The organism is Brucella gallinifaecis (assembly GCF_006476605.1).
In the GTDB taxonomy this organism is placed as follows: domain Bacteria; phylum Pseudomonadota; class Alphaproteobacteria; order Rhizobiales; family Rhizobiaceae; genus Brucella; species Brucella gallinifaecis.
In genome coordinates this window covers 197,371-214,220 of sequence record NZ_ML636801.1, presented here as the reverse complement: position 1 = coordinate 214,220, position 16,850 = coordinate 197,371, and the positions used below count along the sequence as shown (strand labels likewise).

Genomic DNA, 16,850 nt, shown 5'->3' with positions numbered 1-16,850 from the left:
ATAACCCAGAAAAATGGATTATCGAACCCCTCTTTTTTACTTCACCCATTTAATTTTCTCTTGCAAATGCAATGCATTATAGTTGCAAATGACTTGCCAGAGCATGTTGAAAAAACCCTGATTTTATAGAACGATAAATGCAAAACCGGCCGCAGTTTTCACCACGGCCGGTTCTTTAATTGTCACGTAAAATGAAGCTTAATAGTTGGTACGGCGTGTTTTGTGCCTGGCCGCCAGATGTGTCACGACATTTTCGATCATGCGCATGCCCGCATTATGACCCAATGTCATAATGGATTCGGGATGAAACTGAACCGCCGCCACAGGCTCGTGTCTGTGTTCAAAAGCCATGATGACACCATCTTCCGTCTCCGCCGTCACCAGAAAATCATCCGGCAACCTTTCAGGATCAGCAAAAATCGAATGGTAGCGACCGACCGTTACTTCCTTTGGCAAGCCGGAGAAGATGCGTTCAGGCTTTGAAACCCGGATACGCGACGGCTTGCCATGCATTGGCACGCGCAACTGACGCAGCGTACCGCCATAAGCTTCTGCCAAGGCCTGAAGACCAAGACAGACACCGAAAATCGGCAGCTTGCGCTTGCGTGCCTTGTCAATGGTTGCCTTGCAATCAAAATCCTGTGGTGTACCCGGCCCTGGCGACAGCACGACAAGATCAGGATCAACGCGATCAAACACCTCATCTGCGACCGGCGAACGCACGGTTGAAACAATTGCACCCGTCTGGCGGAAATAATTGGCCAATGTGTGCACGAAGGAATCTTCATGATCGACCAGCAGGATCTTTATCCCCTCGCCCACTTTGAATGCGACCCGTTCTTCAGCCACCTGATTGCTCTTTTGTGCTTCACGCACAGCAGCAATCATAGCGGATGCTTTCAATTCGGTTTCCGCTTCTTCCTCTTGCGGGTCAGAATCAAACAACAGCGTTGCACCCGCACGGATTTCAGCCACACCATCCTTGACCCGGATCGTACGCAGCGTCAGCCCCGTATTCATGTCACCATTAAAATGCATCATGCCGATGGCACCGCCATACCATGCACGCGGGCTACGCTCATTTTCTTCCAGAAAACGCATGGCCCACAGCTTTGGTGCACCCGTTACCGTCACAGCCCATGCATGGCTGAGAAAACCGTCAAAAGCATCCATACCGTCGCGCAGACGGCCTTCAATATGATCCACCGTATGGATCAGACGCGAATACATCTCAATCTGACGACGACCGATCACCCGCACCGAACCCGGCTCACAGACCCGGCTTTTATCGTTGCGGTCAACATCCGAACACATGGTCAGCTCAGATTCGTCTTTCTTGGAGTTCAACAATTTCAGAATCTGCTCAGAGTCTGAAATTGCATCCTCACCGCGCTTGATGGTGCCGGAAATCGGACAGGTCTCGATGCGGCGACCATTAACACGCACAAACATTTCCGGTGATGCACCCACCAGATATTCGTTTTCACCCAGATTAATGAAAAACGAATAAGGCGACGGATTGATCGATTTCAGGCGACGGAAAATTTCTGATGGCGCCGTGTGGCAGCGCTCATAGAAAGTCTGCCCCGGCACGACTTCAAACAGATCGCCGCGCTTGAAGCTTTCCTTCGCGCGTTCGACCAACTTGGCATATTCGCCCGGATTATGATCGCCACGCGGCAGATCGCGCTCTGCGGGCTTGAATGGCTGCACCGGCGTTGCCCGGTCAAGATCATGGGTGGATGAACCGCCACAGCTAAACTCATAACGATCCACCCAGGCACGTGCTGAATAGTGATCGGCAACAAAGATTTCATCCGGAATAAAAAGAACCAGATCGCGCTGATCATCCGGGCGCTTCAATTTGTACTGGATCGGATCAAACTGAAACGCCAGATCATAGCCGAACGCACCATAAAGACCAAGATTGGCATCTTCTTCAGAGAAGAAAAGCCCGACAATCGCCCGCAGCACAGTGAAGACTGAAGGCATGCGCGAACGTTCTTCTTCGGTAAATGTACCGGTCGGTTCAGCAATCGTCAGCTCGATACGATCTTCATCAGCCTTGTCGAGCGTCACTTCCACAAGTGCCTGAACCGTCTTGAGGATCGGACGCAGCAGAATTGTGCCCCGCTTGTTCAGCGCTTCAATACGCATTTTACGGGCGCGAGACGTGATCACCACCGGCGGATCGACAATTGCCGTATCCCATCGCGTATAACGACCCGGATATTCGTAATTGGAAGAAAACACCGCACCCCGCCGCTCATTGAGAGCATCGATATAAGTCTCGATAGCTCCCTTATAAGCAGTCAGATGACGCACGCGTTCGACAACAATGCCGCCCACTGTTTCGTGCGTGAATATCTCGCTATCCGCAATCTTCGCATTCATGACTGGCAATTCCCAACTGTTATTCGTTATCGAGCACTTCCAAAACCCGGTATCATTCAAACAGCCAAACAAAAAGGCCGCCCGGACAATCCCAGCGGCCTTATCTAAAACGCAAATGCACAAACGCCTGCGTGGCCGCTTTTAGCGAGCCCACCACCAGATTTTTGTTTCAATGCGCGAAATGTTCATGACGATACTGTTAGCCTTCCCTTGCTTCGCTTGCAACCGGAAAATTCAGACAAAATAAAACGAGAAAATTTGTGCACTATCAAACCACGCAAAGAAAATCCGGACCCAGTAAAGTAGCCCGGATTTCCTCCTTGCCCTTAATGAGGACAATGCAGTGAAAAGGTAGCGGGGACCCTTCACTGATCAGATCGGGCAAAGCCCGGAAGGTAAAATTTATAAGTCTAATATAACTTTCAGTACAAATATACTCTATCATAGGTTGTATTAAAAATGCAACTTGAGATTGTTATCAGGCTTAAACTTTATCCCCAGCCCTGTAAAACATTGCATCTACTGCTTTCATTTTAAAACTACACACATGCCGGAAATGAATTATTTAATTTATGCAAGTATAATATGCTTAGGCCGTGACCATAACTGTTTGTATGACTGGGTGCATTTTCACCTTGCACCGGCCATTGATTTCGGATTCATTTCGTGCGCAGAACATTCATAAACAAACAATAAGAACCGTCCTTCAAGCCGGTCCAATGGGGATAACAATGAAACATCTCGATGTAATGGACAGAAACATTCTGTCTGCGCTTCAGGAAAATGGCCGTCTGACCAATACGGAACTTGCAGATCGTATCAATCTTTCCCAGACGGCAACCGCCGAACGTGTCAAGCGCCTGACCCGCGAGGGTTATATTCTTGGCTATTCGGCCCGTCTGTCACCCAAAATGCTTGATCGATCGATGCTGGTTTTTATTGAAATCAAGCTTGACCGCACCACACCTGAAGTCTTTGAAAATTTCTCCACTTTCACACGTGGCCACCCTGACATTCTGGAATGTCATATGGTTGCCGGTGGCTTTGACTATTTGATAAAAGCACGCGTTTCCGACATGGATCATTACCGGCGCTTTCTTTCCGAAGCATTGCTTTCACTGCCCGGTGTGCGTGAATCACACACTTACGCCGTGATGGAAGAGGTCAAGGAAACCTCACATATAGCCGTTTAACCGGCCGGATTTCCCGCCCGCTATTTTGCACAACATCACAAAACTCCATCACAGCATATTGCCAGAGACATGATACGGGTATATACCCGCATTATGTCCAAGCCATGTATATGCATTCATCTGCGCAAGGCAGCCCGAAAAACTTCAGCCATTTATGATGAAGCATTGGCGCCCCTTGGCATCAGTGTGGCGCAATTCAGCCTGCTGCGAAAAATCTCACGGGCCGGTACAGTTTCACTGACAGAACTGGCCCGCAGTGCCGAGCTGGATCGATCGACAATGGGGCGCAATGCAAAAGTGCTGCAAAAAATGAACCTGATTGAACCTGCACCGGGCAAAGATCATCGTGAAGCCAGTCTTACGCTCAGTAATGAAGGGCATAATATCGTCAGGCTGGGAGAACCCTTGTGGGATCAGGCACAAATCGAAATTGAAAAACGGCTTGGGCATGAAGGCATGCAACAATTACAAATGCTTCTTGATGCATTGTAAGCCGTGCTGCACCTGCTTGACTAGAAACAATGACCGAACCCCGCATCAGCAATAATAACAGATTTTGGTCTTCCAATCTTTAGTCGATTGAAACCCAGCCAAAACAGAAAGTGCCGACGATGATCTCAAACAGCCTGGCCAGCTTTCTCGCGCAAAGAAACATCCATTATGGATGGATTATTGCCGGCATCACTTTCCTGACCATGCTGGCGACAGCCGCAGCCATGGGTTCGGCTGGCATATTGATTGAGCCGCTTCAAAGCGAATTCGGCTGGACAAATGCAGATATCTCCTTCGCCATGGCCCTGCGCCTTGTCCTGTTCGGCTTGATGGGGCCATTTGCAGCTGCTTTCATGAACCAGTTTGGCTTGCGCCGCGTTGTCATGGCAGCACTGATCATGATCTCATCCGGCCTTGTCGGTTCTATTTTCATGACCCAGCAATGGCAGATGGTAGCACTTTGGGGTGTCGTTATAGGGCTTGGTACCGGCATGACCGCCCTTGTGCTCGGCGCAACCGTCGCCGCACGCTGGTTTGAAAAACGGCGCGGCCTCGTCGTTGGCATGATGACAGCCAGCAACGCAACCGGACAACTTATCTTCATGCCCATTCTGGCCAGTGTAAGCCAGAATATAGGCTGGCGCATGTCACTGACAATTGTCATTGCCTTCTTGCTGGCAGCACTTGTGCTTGTGCTGGCTTTAATGCGCGACAAGCCATCGGATGTCGGATTAAAGCCCTATGGCCGCACCGCTCCCATGCCTGCACCAGAACCCAAAAAGCAGTTTGGTGCCATGCTGTTATCCCCATTGGTGACATTGCGTGAGGCATCCTCAACAACCACGTTCTGGGTGTTGTTTCTGACCTTTTTTGTCTGTGGGTTTTCAACGAATGGCCTGATCCAGACGCACTGGATTGCTCTTTGCGGAGACTATGGCATCGTTCCTGTCGGCGCTGCCGGTATTCTTGCTGTCATCGGTGCATTCGATCTGATTGGAACCATCGCCTCAGGCTGGCTTACTGATCGCTATGACAATCGCTGGCTGCTGTTCTGGTTCTATGCGCTGCGCGGCCTGTCGCTGATCTATCTCACATTTACCGACTTCTCGATCTATGAACTGGCGCTATTTGCCGTCTTTTATGGCCTTGACTGGGTGGCAACCGTGCCGCCAACCGTGAAGCTTGCAGCCGAAAAATTCGGCCCTGAAAAAGCAGGCATGATCTTCGGCTGGGTCTTCACCGGACATCAGGTGGGTGCCGCCGCCGCAGCCGCTTTTGCCGGTTTTGTACGCACCGATTATGACAGCTATACACCAGCTCTCATCCTTGCCGGAGCCATGTGTTTTGCAGCCGCTGCAATGGTGTTTCTCATCACGCGTCCAAGACAGCAGCCCCAATTGCAAATGTCATAAATATGCGTCGCCCCAATCGGCACGGCGAGCCCAGCGAAAAAACTCGCCGTCACGCTTGGTCACAAGACGCTCTTGCGCAGACCCGTCATCCTTGCACAGCTTGATTGAAACTTTGCCACCGCCAACGCGCGTTGGCGCAATTACCCTTGCCGATACAGCAAGAGATGGATCGCGCATTGCTGTAAGATAAATGAATTTTTCATCTTCCCACGGCACTTCCGCATCCTTTGTCTGACGATGAATGCGCGAGCGTGCAACGCGGCGTGAAAAATGGCACCAGTCTGGTGCGCTGATCGGGCAATCAAACTGATGGGTGCAAGGCGCTGCAATATGCGCACCTTGTTTCATGAGAGCAGCCCGTGCATCCACAATACGCTGCCATCCGGCCGGTGTTCCCGGCTCTACAATCACGAACAGATGCTGTGTTGCAGCCCATAATTTTTCCACCAGTATCTGACGATCATGGGGCGCCAGCTCATCCAGCACATAGGCTATTGTCACCAGATCGGCATGGGGAAAATCGATCTTTTCCCTGATCACATCACCCGCACGCCATTCAATTTCAAGACCGGCATTTTGTCCAAGATCACGACCCACAGCGCGAATTGCCGGACTTGCTTCAATCATCGTTGCCGTTTGCAAATCAGGCCAGCAATCACGTGCTGCCCAAAGTGCAGTTCCCGGTCCACAGCCAACATCCAGCATGGTTTGCGGTATAAAATCAGAACAGACTTCTGCAACACTTTCCAGACTTGATCGCACTGCTGCATAGGTCGCAGGCAATCGGGCAGCAAGATAGGCTTTGGCCGCAAGTTCATCTGAAATATGCAGACGCCCATCGCGCGTTTCCGCACGATAGCGCTTTGATAAAACTGCCGATGCATGCTTGAGGTCGGCCAAAGCCACCCCTTCAAGCGCCGCGTCTACAGCCTGACGCAAGAGTGGTGGCAATTCCATTATAAATTAACGCTCCAGAACCTGTTTCACATCCACCAGATTGGAACGCACACGCAGGATGTAAAAACCCATCGTCGTCAGATGTGACGGCGTAAACCATGCATCCGGGCTGCCATTGGAAACGATAAAGGGCTGCATATCGAGCGCTGCACGCAATTGCCGTTCCATTTCATCCCACACGCCATCAAGATGCTTTTCCGCCAACACACCGCGGAAATCGGAATGTGCCGCACGCAGCAAGCCATAATAGGCATATAGCTGACCATAGGCGAACCAGAAGCGATCATCGGCACGGGTATCAAACCAGCCGGCATGGTAATTCTCGGCACGATCCTTGAGGATTGCAGAGGTTGAGCCAAGGTCACTCGCAATACGATCCACAAACTGGATCAGATTGTCGGCACGCGCATCAAATGTCGCCTGACAATTTTCAAGGCGACTATTGAATGAACGCAAATCCTTGATTGCTGAACGATAATAGCTTGGTGTCGGGGTCTTGGGACCAAACGGGCTTATGCCAAAATACCACGAATCTTCTGCAAATTGTAAATTACCGCGTGCTTTTTGCAGATCACCGTCAATCTGCGATGTGCCACGCAAACGGCCAATATTATCGACAAGCTCGATAGCCGTCCGGCGAACGGCTGCATTGATACCGCGCTGGAAAGACGCCTTGTTATCAAGAAACGGAGTGCGATCCCAGTCCATCCCGAAGAAACCAAGCTTGTAGAGCAGCATGGAAGAAATCCATGCATTCTGGTTTACATTGAAATCAGTAAGATCAGCAGCCACTTCGGCAATGGCTGATGGTGAACATTTGCGTGCGCTTGATGGAATCTGTGCCGCCTGCATTGCCTGCTGGGTCTGGGTTTCAGGCGGCAATGTTGTATCAGCATCACCGGCAGAAACTGTGTCATCCGTATCGCCTGTGCTGCTTTCAGAAGGCGCTGGCGCAGGCGTTGATACAAGTGGTGCAGCTGTCGTTTGCACCTCTTCCCCCGGCGTTATGGCAGTCTGATAGCTGTATTTGGCAGGATAATCAGGATTGAAGTTGGTCCAGACCTGTGTTTGCCAGATAAAATAGACATAGAGACCGCCAAAAACGATCACAAACAGAGCAATTGCAACTTTCCACAAATTTCCAAGCTGCAAAAAAAGCCGCCATAAAGCACCCAGTGGCACAGCGATCAAACGTGCCAGCGCTGCAATGAACCGGCCAAGGAAGGAGAAAACGCCTCGAACTGCATTCCACACTATATCAAATCCTTCCTGTTGCCTGCAATTACAGGCTCTCTGACACTTTTTTCTGTCGGTGGCAGCATCCGCAAAGGCAAGCTGTCGCCAGCCGACAAATGATGACACTTTTATCTTTCATCACATAGAGTGTGACTGGCATTTCGACAACTATTGACGGCCATCACAGGATAATTATCGAAGCTTTTCCTGCTTGAAGGGTTGAAACACGGCAATACGTAAGTAACATTGCACCACTTCGCCTGCTTCGGCCAACCCACTTTTTATGCCGAACTTTTTGCCTGATGGTCCGGAAAATCGAGTAAAATATCCCAGAAAGTCGCAATCATAAATATTTTCGCCGCAATGGTACTTGATCGGCGAAAATTTTGGTGTTTGCTAAAGCCGGAACCGGAAAACAATCAATGCGACAAAGGGGCCCGGTGAGAGCACATCCCAAAAAACTGTGAAATATTTTTTGGGTAAGATGCGCATTAAAACAAATAATGAGGGCGCCGATCTGATTTAATCAGACCAAAAGCGCTCAAATGGAGAGAGAAATGAAGTTACCATCAACGCCTTCGATGAGAAGCGTGCTGCATATGCTGGCAATGACAACAGCAATCTTCGCCATTCCGGCCACAGCCAGCGCTGCGGAAGCTGAAAGCTGCTCAACCGTGCGCTTCTCCGATGTGGGCTGGACCGACATCACCTCAACCACGGCTGTGGCAACTGAGGTGCTCAAAGGCCTTGGCTACACGACTGACATCAAGGTTCTCTCCGTTCCAGTAACCTATGCATCGCTCAGCAAAAAAGACATTGATGTGTTTCTTGGCTACTGGAATCCATCCATGAGCGCGGATCTCAAGCCCTATCTCGATGACAAGAGTGTCGAAACACTGCGCACCAATCTGACAGGCGCAAAATACACCCTTGCCGTGCCAAAATATGCCTATGATGAAGGTCTGAAAGACTTCAAGGACATTGCAGCTTTCAAGGACAAGCTCGGCGGCAAGATCTATGGCATTGAACCGGGCAATGATGGCAACCGCCTGATCCTTGACATGATCACCAAGGATGCATTTGGCCTTAAATCATTTGAACTGGCAGAATCGTCAGAACAGGGCATGCTGGCACAGGTCGCACGCAGCATTAAAAGTAAGGATCCGGTTGTCTTCCTCGCATGGGAGCCGCATCCGATGAACAAGCGTTTTGAAATTGCCTATCTCACCGGTGGTGATGATTTCTTCGGGCCCAATCTTGGTGGCGCAACGGTCGAAACCAATGTCCGCGCAGGCTATACGCAGGAATGCCCGAATGTTGGCAAATTCCTGACCAATCTCGAATTCCAGCTTGAAATGGAAAACGAAATCATGGGCAAGATTCTTGACGACGGTGAAGACCCTGCGAAAGCGGCAACCTCATGGCTCAAGGCAAATCCTGCCGTTCTCGACAATTGGCTGGACGGTGTCACAACTGTTGACGGCAAGGAAGGTCTGCCAGCAGTCAAGGCAGCTCTGGGCTTATAATCTTGCTCATGACATCGGGCCGCGGATCACCGCGGCTCATTTTTTTAAAACGTGAAAATGAAAAAGCACGCAGCAGGAGACATCATCGTTGAACTGGCTGACGGACTATAAAATTCCGGTCGGACCAACTGCCAAATCGGTAGTGGACTGGCTTACAGACAATATGAGCGGCTTTTTCGATACGCTTGCCGCTGTCATGCAGTGGCTCATTGATGGATTATTATACCTGTTGCAACTGCCGCACCCGCTTGTCCTGATCATCATTTTCGCTGCCATTGCATGGTTTATACAGCGCCGCATTTCCGTGGTGATCCTCACCATCATCGGCTTTTTGTTCATCATCAATCAAGGCTACTGGGATGCGACGCTCAAAACACTGACACTCGTGCTTTCAGCTTGCTTTCTTTGTATGGTACTCGGTGTCCCGCTCGGCATTCTCGCAGCCCATCGCCCAAAGCTCTATACCGTCATGCGACCTATCCTTGATCTGATGCAGACGCTGCCAACCTTCGTCTATCTGATCCCGGCTATAGTCTTCTTCGGCATCGGCATGGTTCCGGGACTGCTGGCAACGGCAATTTTCGTGTTGCCTGCCCCCATACGTCTGACACATCTGGGTATTTCCTCAACACCAGCCGCACTCATCGAGGCAGGCGAAGCTTTCGGAGCATCGCGCAGACAGCTTCTCTGGAAGATTGAATTGCCCTATGCCATGCCACAAATTCTGGCAGGTCTCACGCAAACGATCATGCTGTCACTCTCCATGGTTGTCATTGCGGCCCTTGTGGGTGCAGACGGTCTTGGTGTGCCGGTGGTTCGCGCACTCAACTCGGTCAATACATCGCTTGGTTTTGAATCGGGCTTTGTGATCGTCGTCGTCGCCATTGTGCTTGACCGCATCTTCCGCGCTTCACGCGACAAGTAGGAGCATCATCCCGAAAAGTTGCATGACTTTTCGGACAAGATTATGCGCTAAAATAAAAAAGAGACGACCATGACAATCATTGCTGTAGAAAATGTCAGCATCATTTTTGGCAAAAATGTCGATAACGCACTGGACTTGGCAGATCGCGGAGCATCGCGTTCCGAAATTCAGGCTGAAACCGATCTGGTTCTTGGCGTCCATGATTGTTCGCTCAATGTTCAGGAAGGCGAAATTCTGGTCCTGATGGGACTGTCCGGCTCGGGCAAATCAACGCTTCTGCGTGCCATTAATCGCCTTAATCCAATTTCGCGCGGTCGTGTTCTGATCCGCGATGGCGAAAACACCATTGACGTGGGCAATTCCGACCGCAAGACACTGCGCCACCTGCGAACAGAGCTTGTATCCATGGTGTTTCAGCAATTTGGTCTGCTGCCATGGCGCACGGTTGAGGAAAACGTGGCCTTTGGCCTCGAAATATCGGGGATGAGCAAACAGGAGCGGCTTGCTCTGGCACGCGACCAGCTCGAACTGGTTGGGCTTCAAGACTGGGCAAAACGCAAAGTGAGCGAGCTTTCAGGCGGCATGCAGCAGCGTGTCGGCCTCGCCCGTGCCTTTGCCACCGGCGCACCAATTCTGTTAATGGACGAGCCATTCTCCGCACTTGATCCACTGATCCGCACACGCCTGCAGGATGAACTTCTGACTTTTCAGTCACGGCTCAAAAAGACCATCGTTTTTGTCAGCCACGACCTCGACGAAGCTATGAAAATCGGCAACCGCATTGCCATTCTGGAAGGCGGACGGATTGTTCAGTGCGGTACGCCGCAAGACATCCTGCTTCATCCGTCGGACCAATATGTTACGGATTTTGTAGCCCATATGAACCCGCTCGGTGTCCTGCAAGCTGGCGATATCATGACGCCATTTGACCGCAATGCAGCACCGCGCCCCTTTGCAGCAACTGCACGGCGCGAAACACTGGTTCGGGAACTGATGAATGCTGTCGCTGACAGCAGCGGCGATGTCGGCATTGTCGAGAATGGTGCGATTATCGGCAAGATCAGTGCCGATGACATTGTACGCGCACTCGCCTGGCATCAGCAGCGCGGACAGCATTAAAACAAAACGCCGCCTCAAAGGGCAGCGTTTTCATTTCCAATTTAAACAGCTCTACGCCTAAGCAGTCTGATGTGCAGCCTGACGTGCTTGCGCACGCGCTTCCACACGCGCACGGATTGCATCCACATCCGCACGCGGCGTCGCAGCAAACAGCTTCTTGGTGTAATCGTGCTGCGGGTTGTTGAAGACTTCGTCACGCGAGCCATATTCCACAACTTCACCGAAATACATCACCATCACATCATCAGCGATGTAACGCACAACCGACAAATCATGGCTGATAAACACATAGGTCAGGCCAAACTCTTCCTGCAAATCCGCAAGAATATTGAGCACCTGCGCCTGCACCGAAAGATCGAGCGCTGAAACCGGCTCATCAAGAATGAGCAGCTTCGGATTGAGCATCAATGCACGTGCAATGGCAATACGCTGACGCTGACCGCCGGAGAACATATGCGGATAGCGGTTGAAATGCTCACGCCCGAGACCGACCTTCTGAAGCATTTCCATCGCTTTTTCACGACGTTCACTGGCAGACATATTGGTATTGAGCAACAAAGGCTCAGCCAGAACATCACCGATCTTCTGGCGCGGATTGAGAGAGCCATAGGGGTTCTGGAACACGATCTGCACCTTCTGGCGCATTTCGGCAGTCAGACCATCACGGGCAATATTCACATTCTTGCCGCCAATCAGCAGATCACCGGAAGTTTGCGGGTCAATCATAGTCAGAATGCGAGCAAGTGTTGACTTGCCACAACCCGATTCACCGACAATTGCCAGCGTCTTGCCTTTTTCAAGCTTGAAACTCACGCCCTTGACGGCATGAACAACCTTTGGCTTGCCAAAAAGACCGCCGCCAACATGATAATCGCGCTTGATATCACGCGCTTCGAGAACGATCTCGCTCATCACGCTTCTCCTGCGGCATTATTGGCCAGAACAAAATCGGAAACCGTCGGCAGCCGGTCGCCGGTCGCATTTTCCGGCAAGGCTGAAAGCAGTGCGCGTGTATAAGGATGCTTTGGTGCGGTAAACAACGACAACACGTCGGAGTCTTCCATCTTGTGCCCCTTATATTGCACGATCACACGATCCGCAGTTTCTGCCACAACGCCCATATCATGGGTGATCATGATCAGCCCCATGCCATGTTCAACCTGCAAATTCATAAGCAAATCAAGAATCTGTTTCTGAATTGTAACGTCAAGTGCGGTTGTTGGCTCATCAGCAATCAACAGTTTCGGATTACATGCAATCGCAATCGCAATCATCACACGCTGGCACTGACCACCCGACATCTGATGCGGAAAGCTCGACAGGCGTTCAGCCGCATCGCGGATGCCGACGAGTTCCAGCAGTTCAATCGCGCGGGCACGGCTGGCAGCACCCTTAAGCCCCAAATGGCGCTTGAGCACCTCTTCAAGCTGATAGCCAACGGTAAAACATGGATTGAGGCTTGCAACAGGTTCCTGAAAGATCATCGAAATATCGCGTCCGATAATCTGGCGACGTTCCTTGTCGGACATGTTTTTCAGGTCTTGCCCGTCAAATGTCATACTATCGGCAGTAACGGTCGCAGTCTTGGGCAGAAGCCCCATGACGGCAAGCATGCCCACTGATTTGCCAGAGCCGGATTCACCGACAATCGCCAGCACTTCACCCTTATCGACCGAAATATCAATCCCATCAACAGCCTTGAATGGCCCGGTCGAAGTATCGAACGAAACTGTCAGGTTTTTGATTTCAAGCAAAGCCATCGATCAGCTCCTTTTCAGTTTCGGATCAAGCGCGTCACGCAGACCATCGCCGATCAGATTGATTGCAAGAACAGTGATCAGGATCGCAAGGCCGGGGAAGGTTACAACCCACCATGCACGCATGATAAATTCACGCGCTTCAGCAAGCATTGTGCCCCATTCCGGTGTCGGCGGCTGCGCACCCATGCCAAGAAAGCCAAGCGCTGCAACGTCAAGAATGGCATTGGAAAACGACATGGTGGCCTGAACGACCAATGGTGCAAGACAATTTGGCAGAATCGTCTTGAACATCAGACGCAGCTTGCTTGCACCGGCAAGTTTTGCAGCCGTCACATATTCACGTTCCTTTTCCGCCATCACGGCTGCACGCGTCAGGCGCGAAAAATGCGGCAGCAGAACCAGCGTAATCGCAAGCACCGCATTGATCAGGCCCGGTCCGAGAATAGCCACCAGAACCAGCGCCAGAAGCAGCGACGGAAACGCCAGAATGACATCCATGATCCGCATGAAAACCGTATCGATGCCGCCACCGAAATAACCGGAAATCACACCAACGGTAATGCCAAGGCACATCGAAATGATGACGATAACAAAGCCGACAAGGAGTGAATATTGTGCGCCATAAATCAAGCGTGAGAGCATATCGCGACCAACCGCATCCGTTCCAAGCAGAAACTGCGTTGTACCGCCCTGTTCCCAGAAAGGAGGTGTAAGCAGATAATCACGAAACTGTTCGCTCGGATTATGCGGCGCGATAAAAGGCGCGAGAATCGCAACGATCACTAATGCCAGAAATACGAAAAGACCGATAACAGCGCCACGATTGACGCTGAAATAGAACCAGAAATCTTTTAAAGCCCGGAGTTTCCCGACTTCCATTTCAGCTTCCGGCAGAATTGCTGCCGACTGAATTGTTGGGTCTGTCATGATACCCTCACTGATGCCGGATACGCGGATTGATCAGGCCGTAAAGCAGATCAACGATAAGGTTTACGATCATGATGATGAACGCAATGATCAGCAATCCGCTTTGAACGACCGGATAGTCGCGGCGCGAAATAGAATCGAGCATCCATTTGCCAATGCCAGGCCATGAAAAGATGGTTTCAGTCAGAATAGCACCTGCCATCAGCACACCGACTTGAAGACCAATTGTTGTAATGACCGGAATCATTGCATTGCGCAGCGCATGAAGACCGATAACGCGGCGAACCGGCAGACCTTTTGCACGCGCAGTCCGCACATAATCCTCGCCTAGAACTTCCAGCATCGCCGAACGGGTCTGACGTGCAATCACCGCAAGCGGGATCGTTGCAAGCACGATCGTCGGTAATATCAGATGCGACACCGCCGATGTGAAGGCGCCCTTCTGTCCAGACAGAAGACTGTCAATCAGCATAAAGCCTGTCACTGGCGGGAAATAATAAAGCAATGAAATGCGGCCTGAGACCGGCGTCCATTGCAACATGCCCGAAAAGAATATGATCAACAGCAAAGCCCACCAGAAAATCGGCATCGAATAGCCAACCAGCGATATGCCCATCAATCCCTGATCGAACCACGATCCGCGCTTGACCGCTGCGATAACACCTGCCGGAATACCCAGCATGACAGCAACAATAATTGCGCAGACTGCCAACTCGATCGTTGCCGGAAACAGTGCAAAAAATTCTGAAAGAACAGGCTTTTTCGTCACCAATGACTGGCCGAAATCGCCATGCAGAAGATTCCACACATAATTGAGATATTGCTCCCATAGCGGACGATCAAAGCCGAGCTGCGCCAGAAGCTGCGCATGTCGCTCCGGGCTTACGCCGCGTTCACCCGCCATCAGCAACACTGGATCACCCGGCAAAACACGGACGAAAGCGAAAGCCACAATCGTGATACCGATGAAAGTCGGTATCAGATAAAGCAGTTTGTTCAATATAAAACGAAACATACAAAAACTCCGACCGGGTGCAGAGAAACCCTCCGCACCCGGCCGCTGGTGTTGTCGGGATTTTTACTCGGAAATATCAACTTCCTCGAAGCGATAATCACCAAGCGGACTCTGCTTGAAGCCTGTAACCTTGGCCGACATTGGCACAAACACAGTCGAATGAGCAATGGTGTTCCATGGAGCCTGCTCCTTGAAGATCACCTGTGCCTCTTCATAAAGCTTCACGCGCTCGTCATGATCAATCGAAACCTTGGCCTTCTGGATCAGATCTTCAAATGGCTGATAACACCACTGCGCACGGTTGTTGGAGCCAACACCTGCACAGCCCAAAAGTGTACCAAGGAAGTTGTCCGGGTCGCCATTGTCACCGGTCCAGCCAAGAATAACAGCACCGTCACGGTCTTTTTCGCCGGACTTCTTGAGGTATTCACCCCATTCCATCGAAACGATTTCGGCATCCACACCAACCTTGGCAAAATCGGACTGCATCAGTTCGGCAGTACGACGGGCATTTGGCATGTAAGGACGGCTGACAGGCATTGCCCAGAGCTTCATCTTGAGATCCTTGACGCCAGCAGCTTCAAGAGCCTTCTTGGCGGCTTCCGGATCATATTTGTCATCTTCGATCTTGTCGTTATAGCTCCACATTGTCGGTGGAATCGGGTTCTTGGCAACCTGGCCCTGCCCCTGATAAACCGCATCAACAATTGCCTGCTTGTTTACAGCCTGATTAAGCGCCTTACGCACTTCCGGCTTGTCAAACGGAGCAACCATTGTGTTGTAAGCAAAATAAGCAACATTCAGACCAGCCTGCTCATCAACCTTGAGGTTGGGATCAGCCTGAAGATCCTTGATATCGGCTGGTGCAGGATAGGACATCAGATGGCATTCGCCAGCCTTGAGCTTCTGTGCGCGAACAGCCGGATCAGTCGTGATTGCAAAAACAAGATCGTCAATCTTCGGCTTTTCACCCCAATAGTCGGGATTGGCCTTGTAGCGAACAACAGCGTCTTTCTGGTAAGCTACAAACTGGAAAGGGCCTGTACCAACCGGGAACTGATTGAGATCTGACTGCTTGCCGTCTGCTGCAAGCTTGTCGGTATATTCCTTGGAAATGATCGAAGCAAAAGGCATCGAGATATTTGCCAGAAATGTAGCTTCCGGGCGGTTCAGCACAAACTTGACCGTATTATCGTCGATCTTCTGGATTTCCTTGATCAACGGGCCCATTTCCATCGAATCGAAATATTCGTAGACAATGCCGGGCGTATATTCATGCCAGGGATTTTCCTTGTTGGCCATGCGGTCAAACGAGAAGATCACATCATCGGCGTTGAAATCGCGGCTTGGCGTGAATGCATCGCTCGAATGAAACTTAACACCCTTGCGCAGATGAAAAGTATATTCCTTCCCATCTTCAGAAACATCCCAGCTTTCTGCAAGACCCGGAACAACTTCTGTTGTACCGTTTTCAAATTCTGCCAGACGGTTATAGACAGGATGCGCGGACGCATCAAATGTATCGCCACCCGTATAAGCAGCAGGATCAAAGCCTTCAGGGGAAGCTGGCGAGCAATATACAAAAGTCTTGGCCGAAGCTGCACCGCTCATCAGAGCGAGAACTGCCGTTGCCGCCAGAAGTGTTTTATAAAATTTCATTTAATACCCGCCTCCACGGAAAATCATGCCGCACACACCCTAAGCGCACAGCCGGACCTTATGGACCGAACCCTTATGGAAACGTGTGACACACCACAATGCAAGCGGTATTTTTAGAAAATTATCGTATTCTCAACCACTTTTAAACAAAATTTGTAGATTATAATTTCTTATATGTGCCACATTTTAGAAAATTGCGCTAAATGTAATAAAATTATAATAATATTCACAACCC

At 50.7% G+C, this 16,850-nt stretch carries 14 protein-coding genes; 6 read left to right on the top strand and 8 right to left on the bottom strand.

All coding sequences use genetic code 11. The annotated features are described in order from the left end of the window. Positions 1 to 198: 198 nt before the first annotated feature. On the bottom strand, positions 199 to 2,394 hold the full coding sequence (locus tag FHY56_RS03175; protein WP_140903729.1) for an anthranilate synthase component I: 2,196 nt from the start codon (positions 2,392 to 2,394) through the stop codon (positions 199 to 201). 731 nt (positions 2,395 to 3,125) lie between these two features. On the opposite strand from FHY56_RS03175, the gene FHY56_RS03165 reads away from it, so the two are divergent. The 3 genes from FHY56_RS03165 (at position 3,126) to FHY56_RS03155 (ending at position 5,491) form a co-directional block, all read left to right on the top strand. Next, a complete protein-coding gene (locus tag FHY56_RS03165) occupies positions 3,126 to 3,587 on the top strand; it encodes an Lrp/AsnC ligand binding domain-containing protein (RefSeq protein WP_140903728.1) in 462 nt (153 codons plus the stop codon). A gap of 93 nt (positions 3,588 to 3,680) precedes the next feature. Further along, entirely contained in the window at positions 3,681 to 4,079 is a 399-nt protein-coding gene (locus FHY56_RS03160) for a MarR family winged helix-turn-helix transcriptional regulator (protein WP_140903727.1), read from the top strand. A gap of 119 nt (positions 4,080 to 4,198) precedes the next feature. Then, positions 4,199 to 5,491, top strand: a complete 1,293-nt coding sequence (locus FHY56_RS03155) for an MFS transporter (RefSeq protein ID WP_140903726.1) — start codon at positions 4,199 to 4,201, stop codon at positions 5,489 to 5,491. Here FHY56_RS03155 and FHY56_RS03150 read toward each other — a convergent pair. After that, positions 5,486 to 6,448, bottom strand: a complete 963-nt coding sequence (locus FHY56_RS03150) for a small ribosomal subunit Rsm22 family protein (RefSeq protein WP_140903725.1) — start codon at positions 6,446 to 6,448, stop codon at positions 5,486 to 5,488. The two genes, FHY56_RS03155 and FHY56_RS03150, sit on opposite strands and share 6 nt — an antisense overlap. Before the next feature lie 6 nt (positions 6,449 to 6,454). Beyond that, on the bottom strand, positions 6,455 to 7,702 hold the full coding sequence (locus FHY56_RS03145; RefSeq protein ID WP_140903724.1) for a DUF2333 family protein: 1,248 nt from the start codon (positions 7,700 to 7,702) through the stop codon (positions 6,455 to 6,457). Positions 7,703 to 8,265: 563 nt separating this feature from the next. Between FHY56_RS03145 and FHY56_RS03140 the strand changes: the two genes are divergently transcribed. The 3 genes from FHY56_RS03140 to choV all read left to right on the top strand — a co-directional run bounded on the left by FHY56_RS03140 (position 8,266) and on the right by choV (position 11,254). Beyond that, entirely contained in the window at positions 8,266 to 9,210 is a 945-nt protein-coding gene (locus FHY56_RS03140) for a choline ABC transporter substrate-binding protein (RefSeq protein WP_140903991.1), read from the top strand. 88 nt (positions 9,211 to 9,298) lie between these two features. After that, positions 9,299 to 10,135 (top strand): choline ABC transporter permease subunit, encoded by an 837-nt coding sequence (choW, locus tag FHY56_RS03135; protein WP_140903723.1) that lies wholly within the window; start codon positions 9,299 to 9,301, stop codon positions 10,133 to 10,135. Positions 10,136 to 10,204: 69 nt separating this feature from the next. Continuing rightward, entirely contained in the window at positions 10,205 to 11,254 is a 1,050-nt protein-coding gene (gene choV, locus FHY56_RS03130; protein WP_140903722.1) for a choline ABC transporter ATP-binding protein, read from the top strand. 57 nt (positions 11,255 to 11,311) lie between these two features. On the opposite strand, the gene FHY56_RS03125 is transcribed toward choV, so the two are convergent. From FHY56_RS03125 to FHY56_RS03105, 5 genes are all read right to left on the bottom strand, one after another. Continuing rightward, complete coding sequence (locus tag FHY56_RS03125; protein WP_140903721.1) at positions 11,312 to 12,166, bottom strand: dipeptide ABC transporter ATP-binding protein; 855 nt, start codon at positions 12,164 to 12,166, stop codon at positions 11,312 to 11,314. After that, positions 12,166 to 13,014: an ABC transporter ATP-binding protein gene (locus tag FHY56_RS03120; protein ID WP_140903720.1), complete on the bottom strand. Its 849-nt coding sequence runs from the start codon at positions 13,012 to 13,014 to the stop codon at positions 12,166 to 12,168. The genes FHY56_RS03125 and FHY56_RS03120 overlap by 1 nt, the downstream gene beginning before the upstream one ends. Positions 13,015 to 13,017: 3 nt before the next feature. Further along, complete coding sequence (locus FHY56_RS03115; RefSeq protein ID WP_140903719.1) at positions 13,018 to 13,941, bottom strand: ABC transporter permease subunit; 924 nt, start codon at positions 13,939 to 13,941, stop codon at positions 13,018 to 13,020. Positions 13,942 to 13,948: 7 nt separating this feature from the next. Next, complete coding sequence (locus FHY56_RS03110) at positions 13,949 to 14,956, bottom strand: ABC transporter permease subunit (RefSeq protein WP_140903718.1); 1,008 nt, start codon at positions 14,954 to 14,956, stop codon at positions 13,949 to 13,951. Between the two features lie 63 nt (positions 14,957 to 15,019). Continuing rightward, the gene (locus FHY56_RS03105; RefSeq protein WP_140903717.1) at positions 15,020 to 16,615 is read right to left on the bottom strand and encodes an ABC transporter substrate-binding protein; all 1,596 of its coding nucleotides are present in this window, start codon (positions 16,613 to 16,615) and stop codon (positions 15,020 to 15,022) included. Positions 16,616 to 16,850 lie beyond the last annotated feature (235 nt).

Excerpts from the sequence above, each read along its gene's own strand:
- FHY56_RS03105 (WP_140903717.1), bottom strand. The coding sequence starts at position 16,615 with ATGAAATTTTATAAAACACTTCTGGCGGCAACGGCAGTTCTCGCTCTG.
- FHY56_RS03120 (WP_140903720.1), bottom strand. The coding sequence starts at position 13,014 with ATGGCTTTGCTTGAAATCAAAAACCTGACAGTTTCGTTCGATACTTCG.
- FHY56_RS03110 (WP_140903718.1), bottom strand. The coding sequence starts at position 14,956 with ATGTTTCGTTTTATATTGAACAAACTGCTTTATCTGATACCGACTTTC.
- FHY56_RS03150 (WP_140903725.1), bottom strand. The coding sequence starts at position 6,448 with ATGGAATTGCCACCACTCTTGCGTCAGGCTGTAGACGCGGCGCTTGAA.
- FHY56_RS03165 (WP_140903728.1), top strand. The coding sequence starts at position 3,126 with ATGAAACATCTCGATGTAATGGACAGAAACATTCTGTCTGCGCTTCAG.
- FHY56_RS03155 (WP_140903726.1), top strand. The coding sequence starts at position 4,199 with ATGATCTCAAACAGCCTGGCCAGCTTTCTCGCGCAAAGAAACATCCAT.
- choV (WP_140903722.1), top strand. The coding sequence starts at position 10,205 with ATGACAATCATTGCTGTAGAAAATGTCAGCATCATTTTTGGCAAAAAT.
- FHY56_RS03115 (WP_140903719.1), bottom strand. The coding sequence starts at position 13,941 with ATGACAGACCCAACAATTCAGTCGGCAGCAATTCTGCCGGAAGCTGAA.
- FHY56_RS03160 (WP_140903727.1), top strand. The coding sequence starts at position 3,681 with ATGTCCAAGCCATGTATATGCATTCATCTGCGCAAGGCAGCCCGAAAA.
- FHY56_RS03140 (WP_140903991.1), top strand. The coding sequence starts at position 8,266 with ATGAGAAGCGTGCTGCATATGCTGGCAATGACAACAGCAATCTTCGCC.
- FHY56_RS03175 (WP_140903729.1), bottom strand. The coding sequence starts at position 2,394 with ATGAATGCGAAGATTGCGGATAGCGAGATATTCACGCACGAAACAGTG.
- FHY56_RS03125 (WP_140903721.1), bottom strand. The coding sequence starts at position 12,166 with ATGAGCGAGATCGTTCTCGAAGCGCGTGATATCAAGCGCGATTATCAT.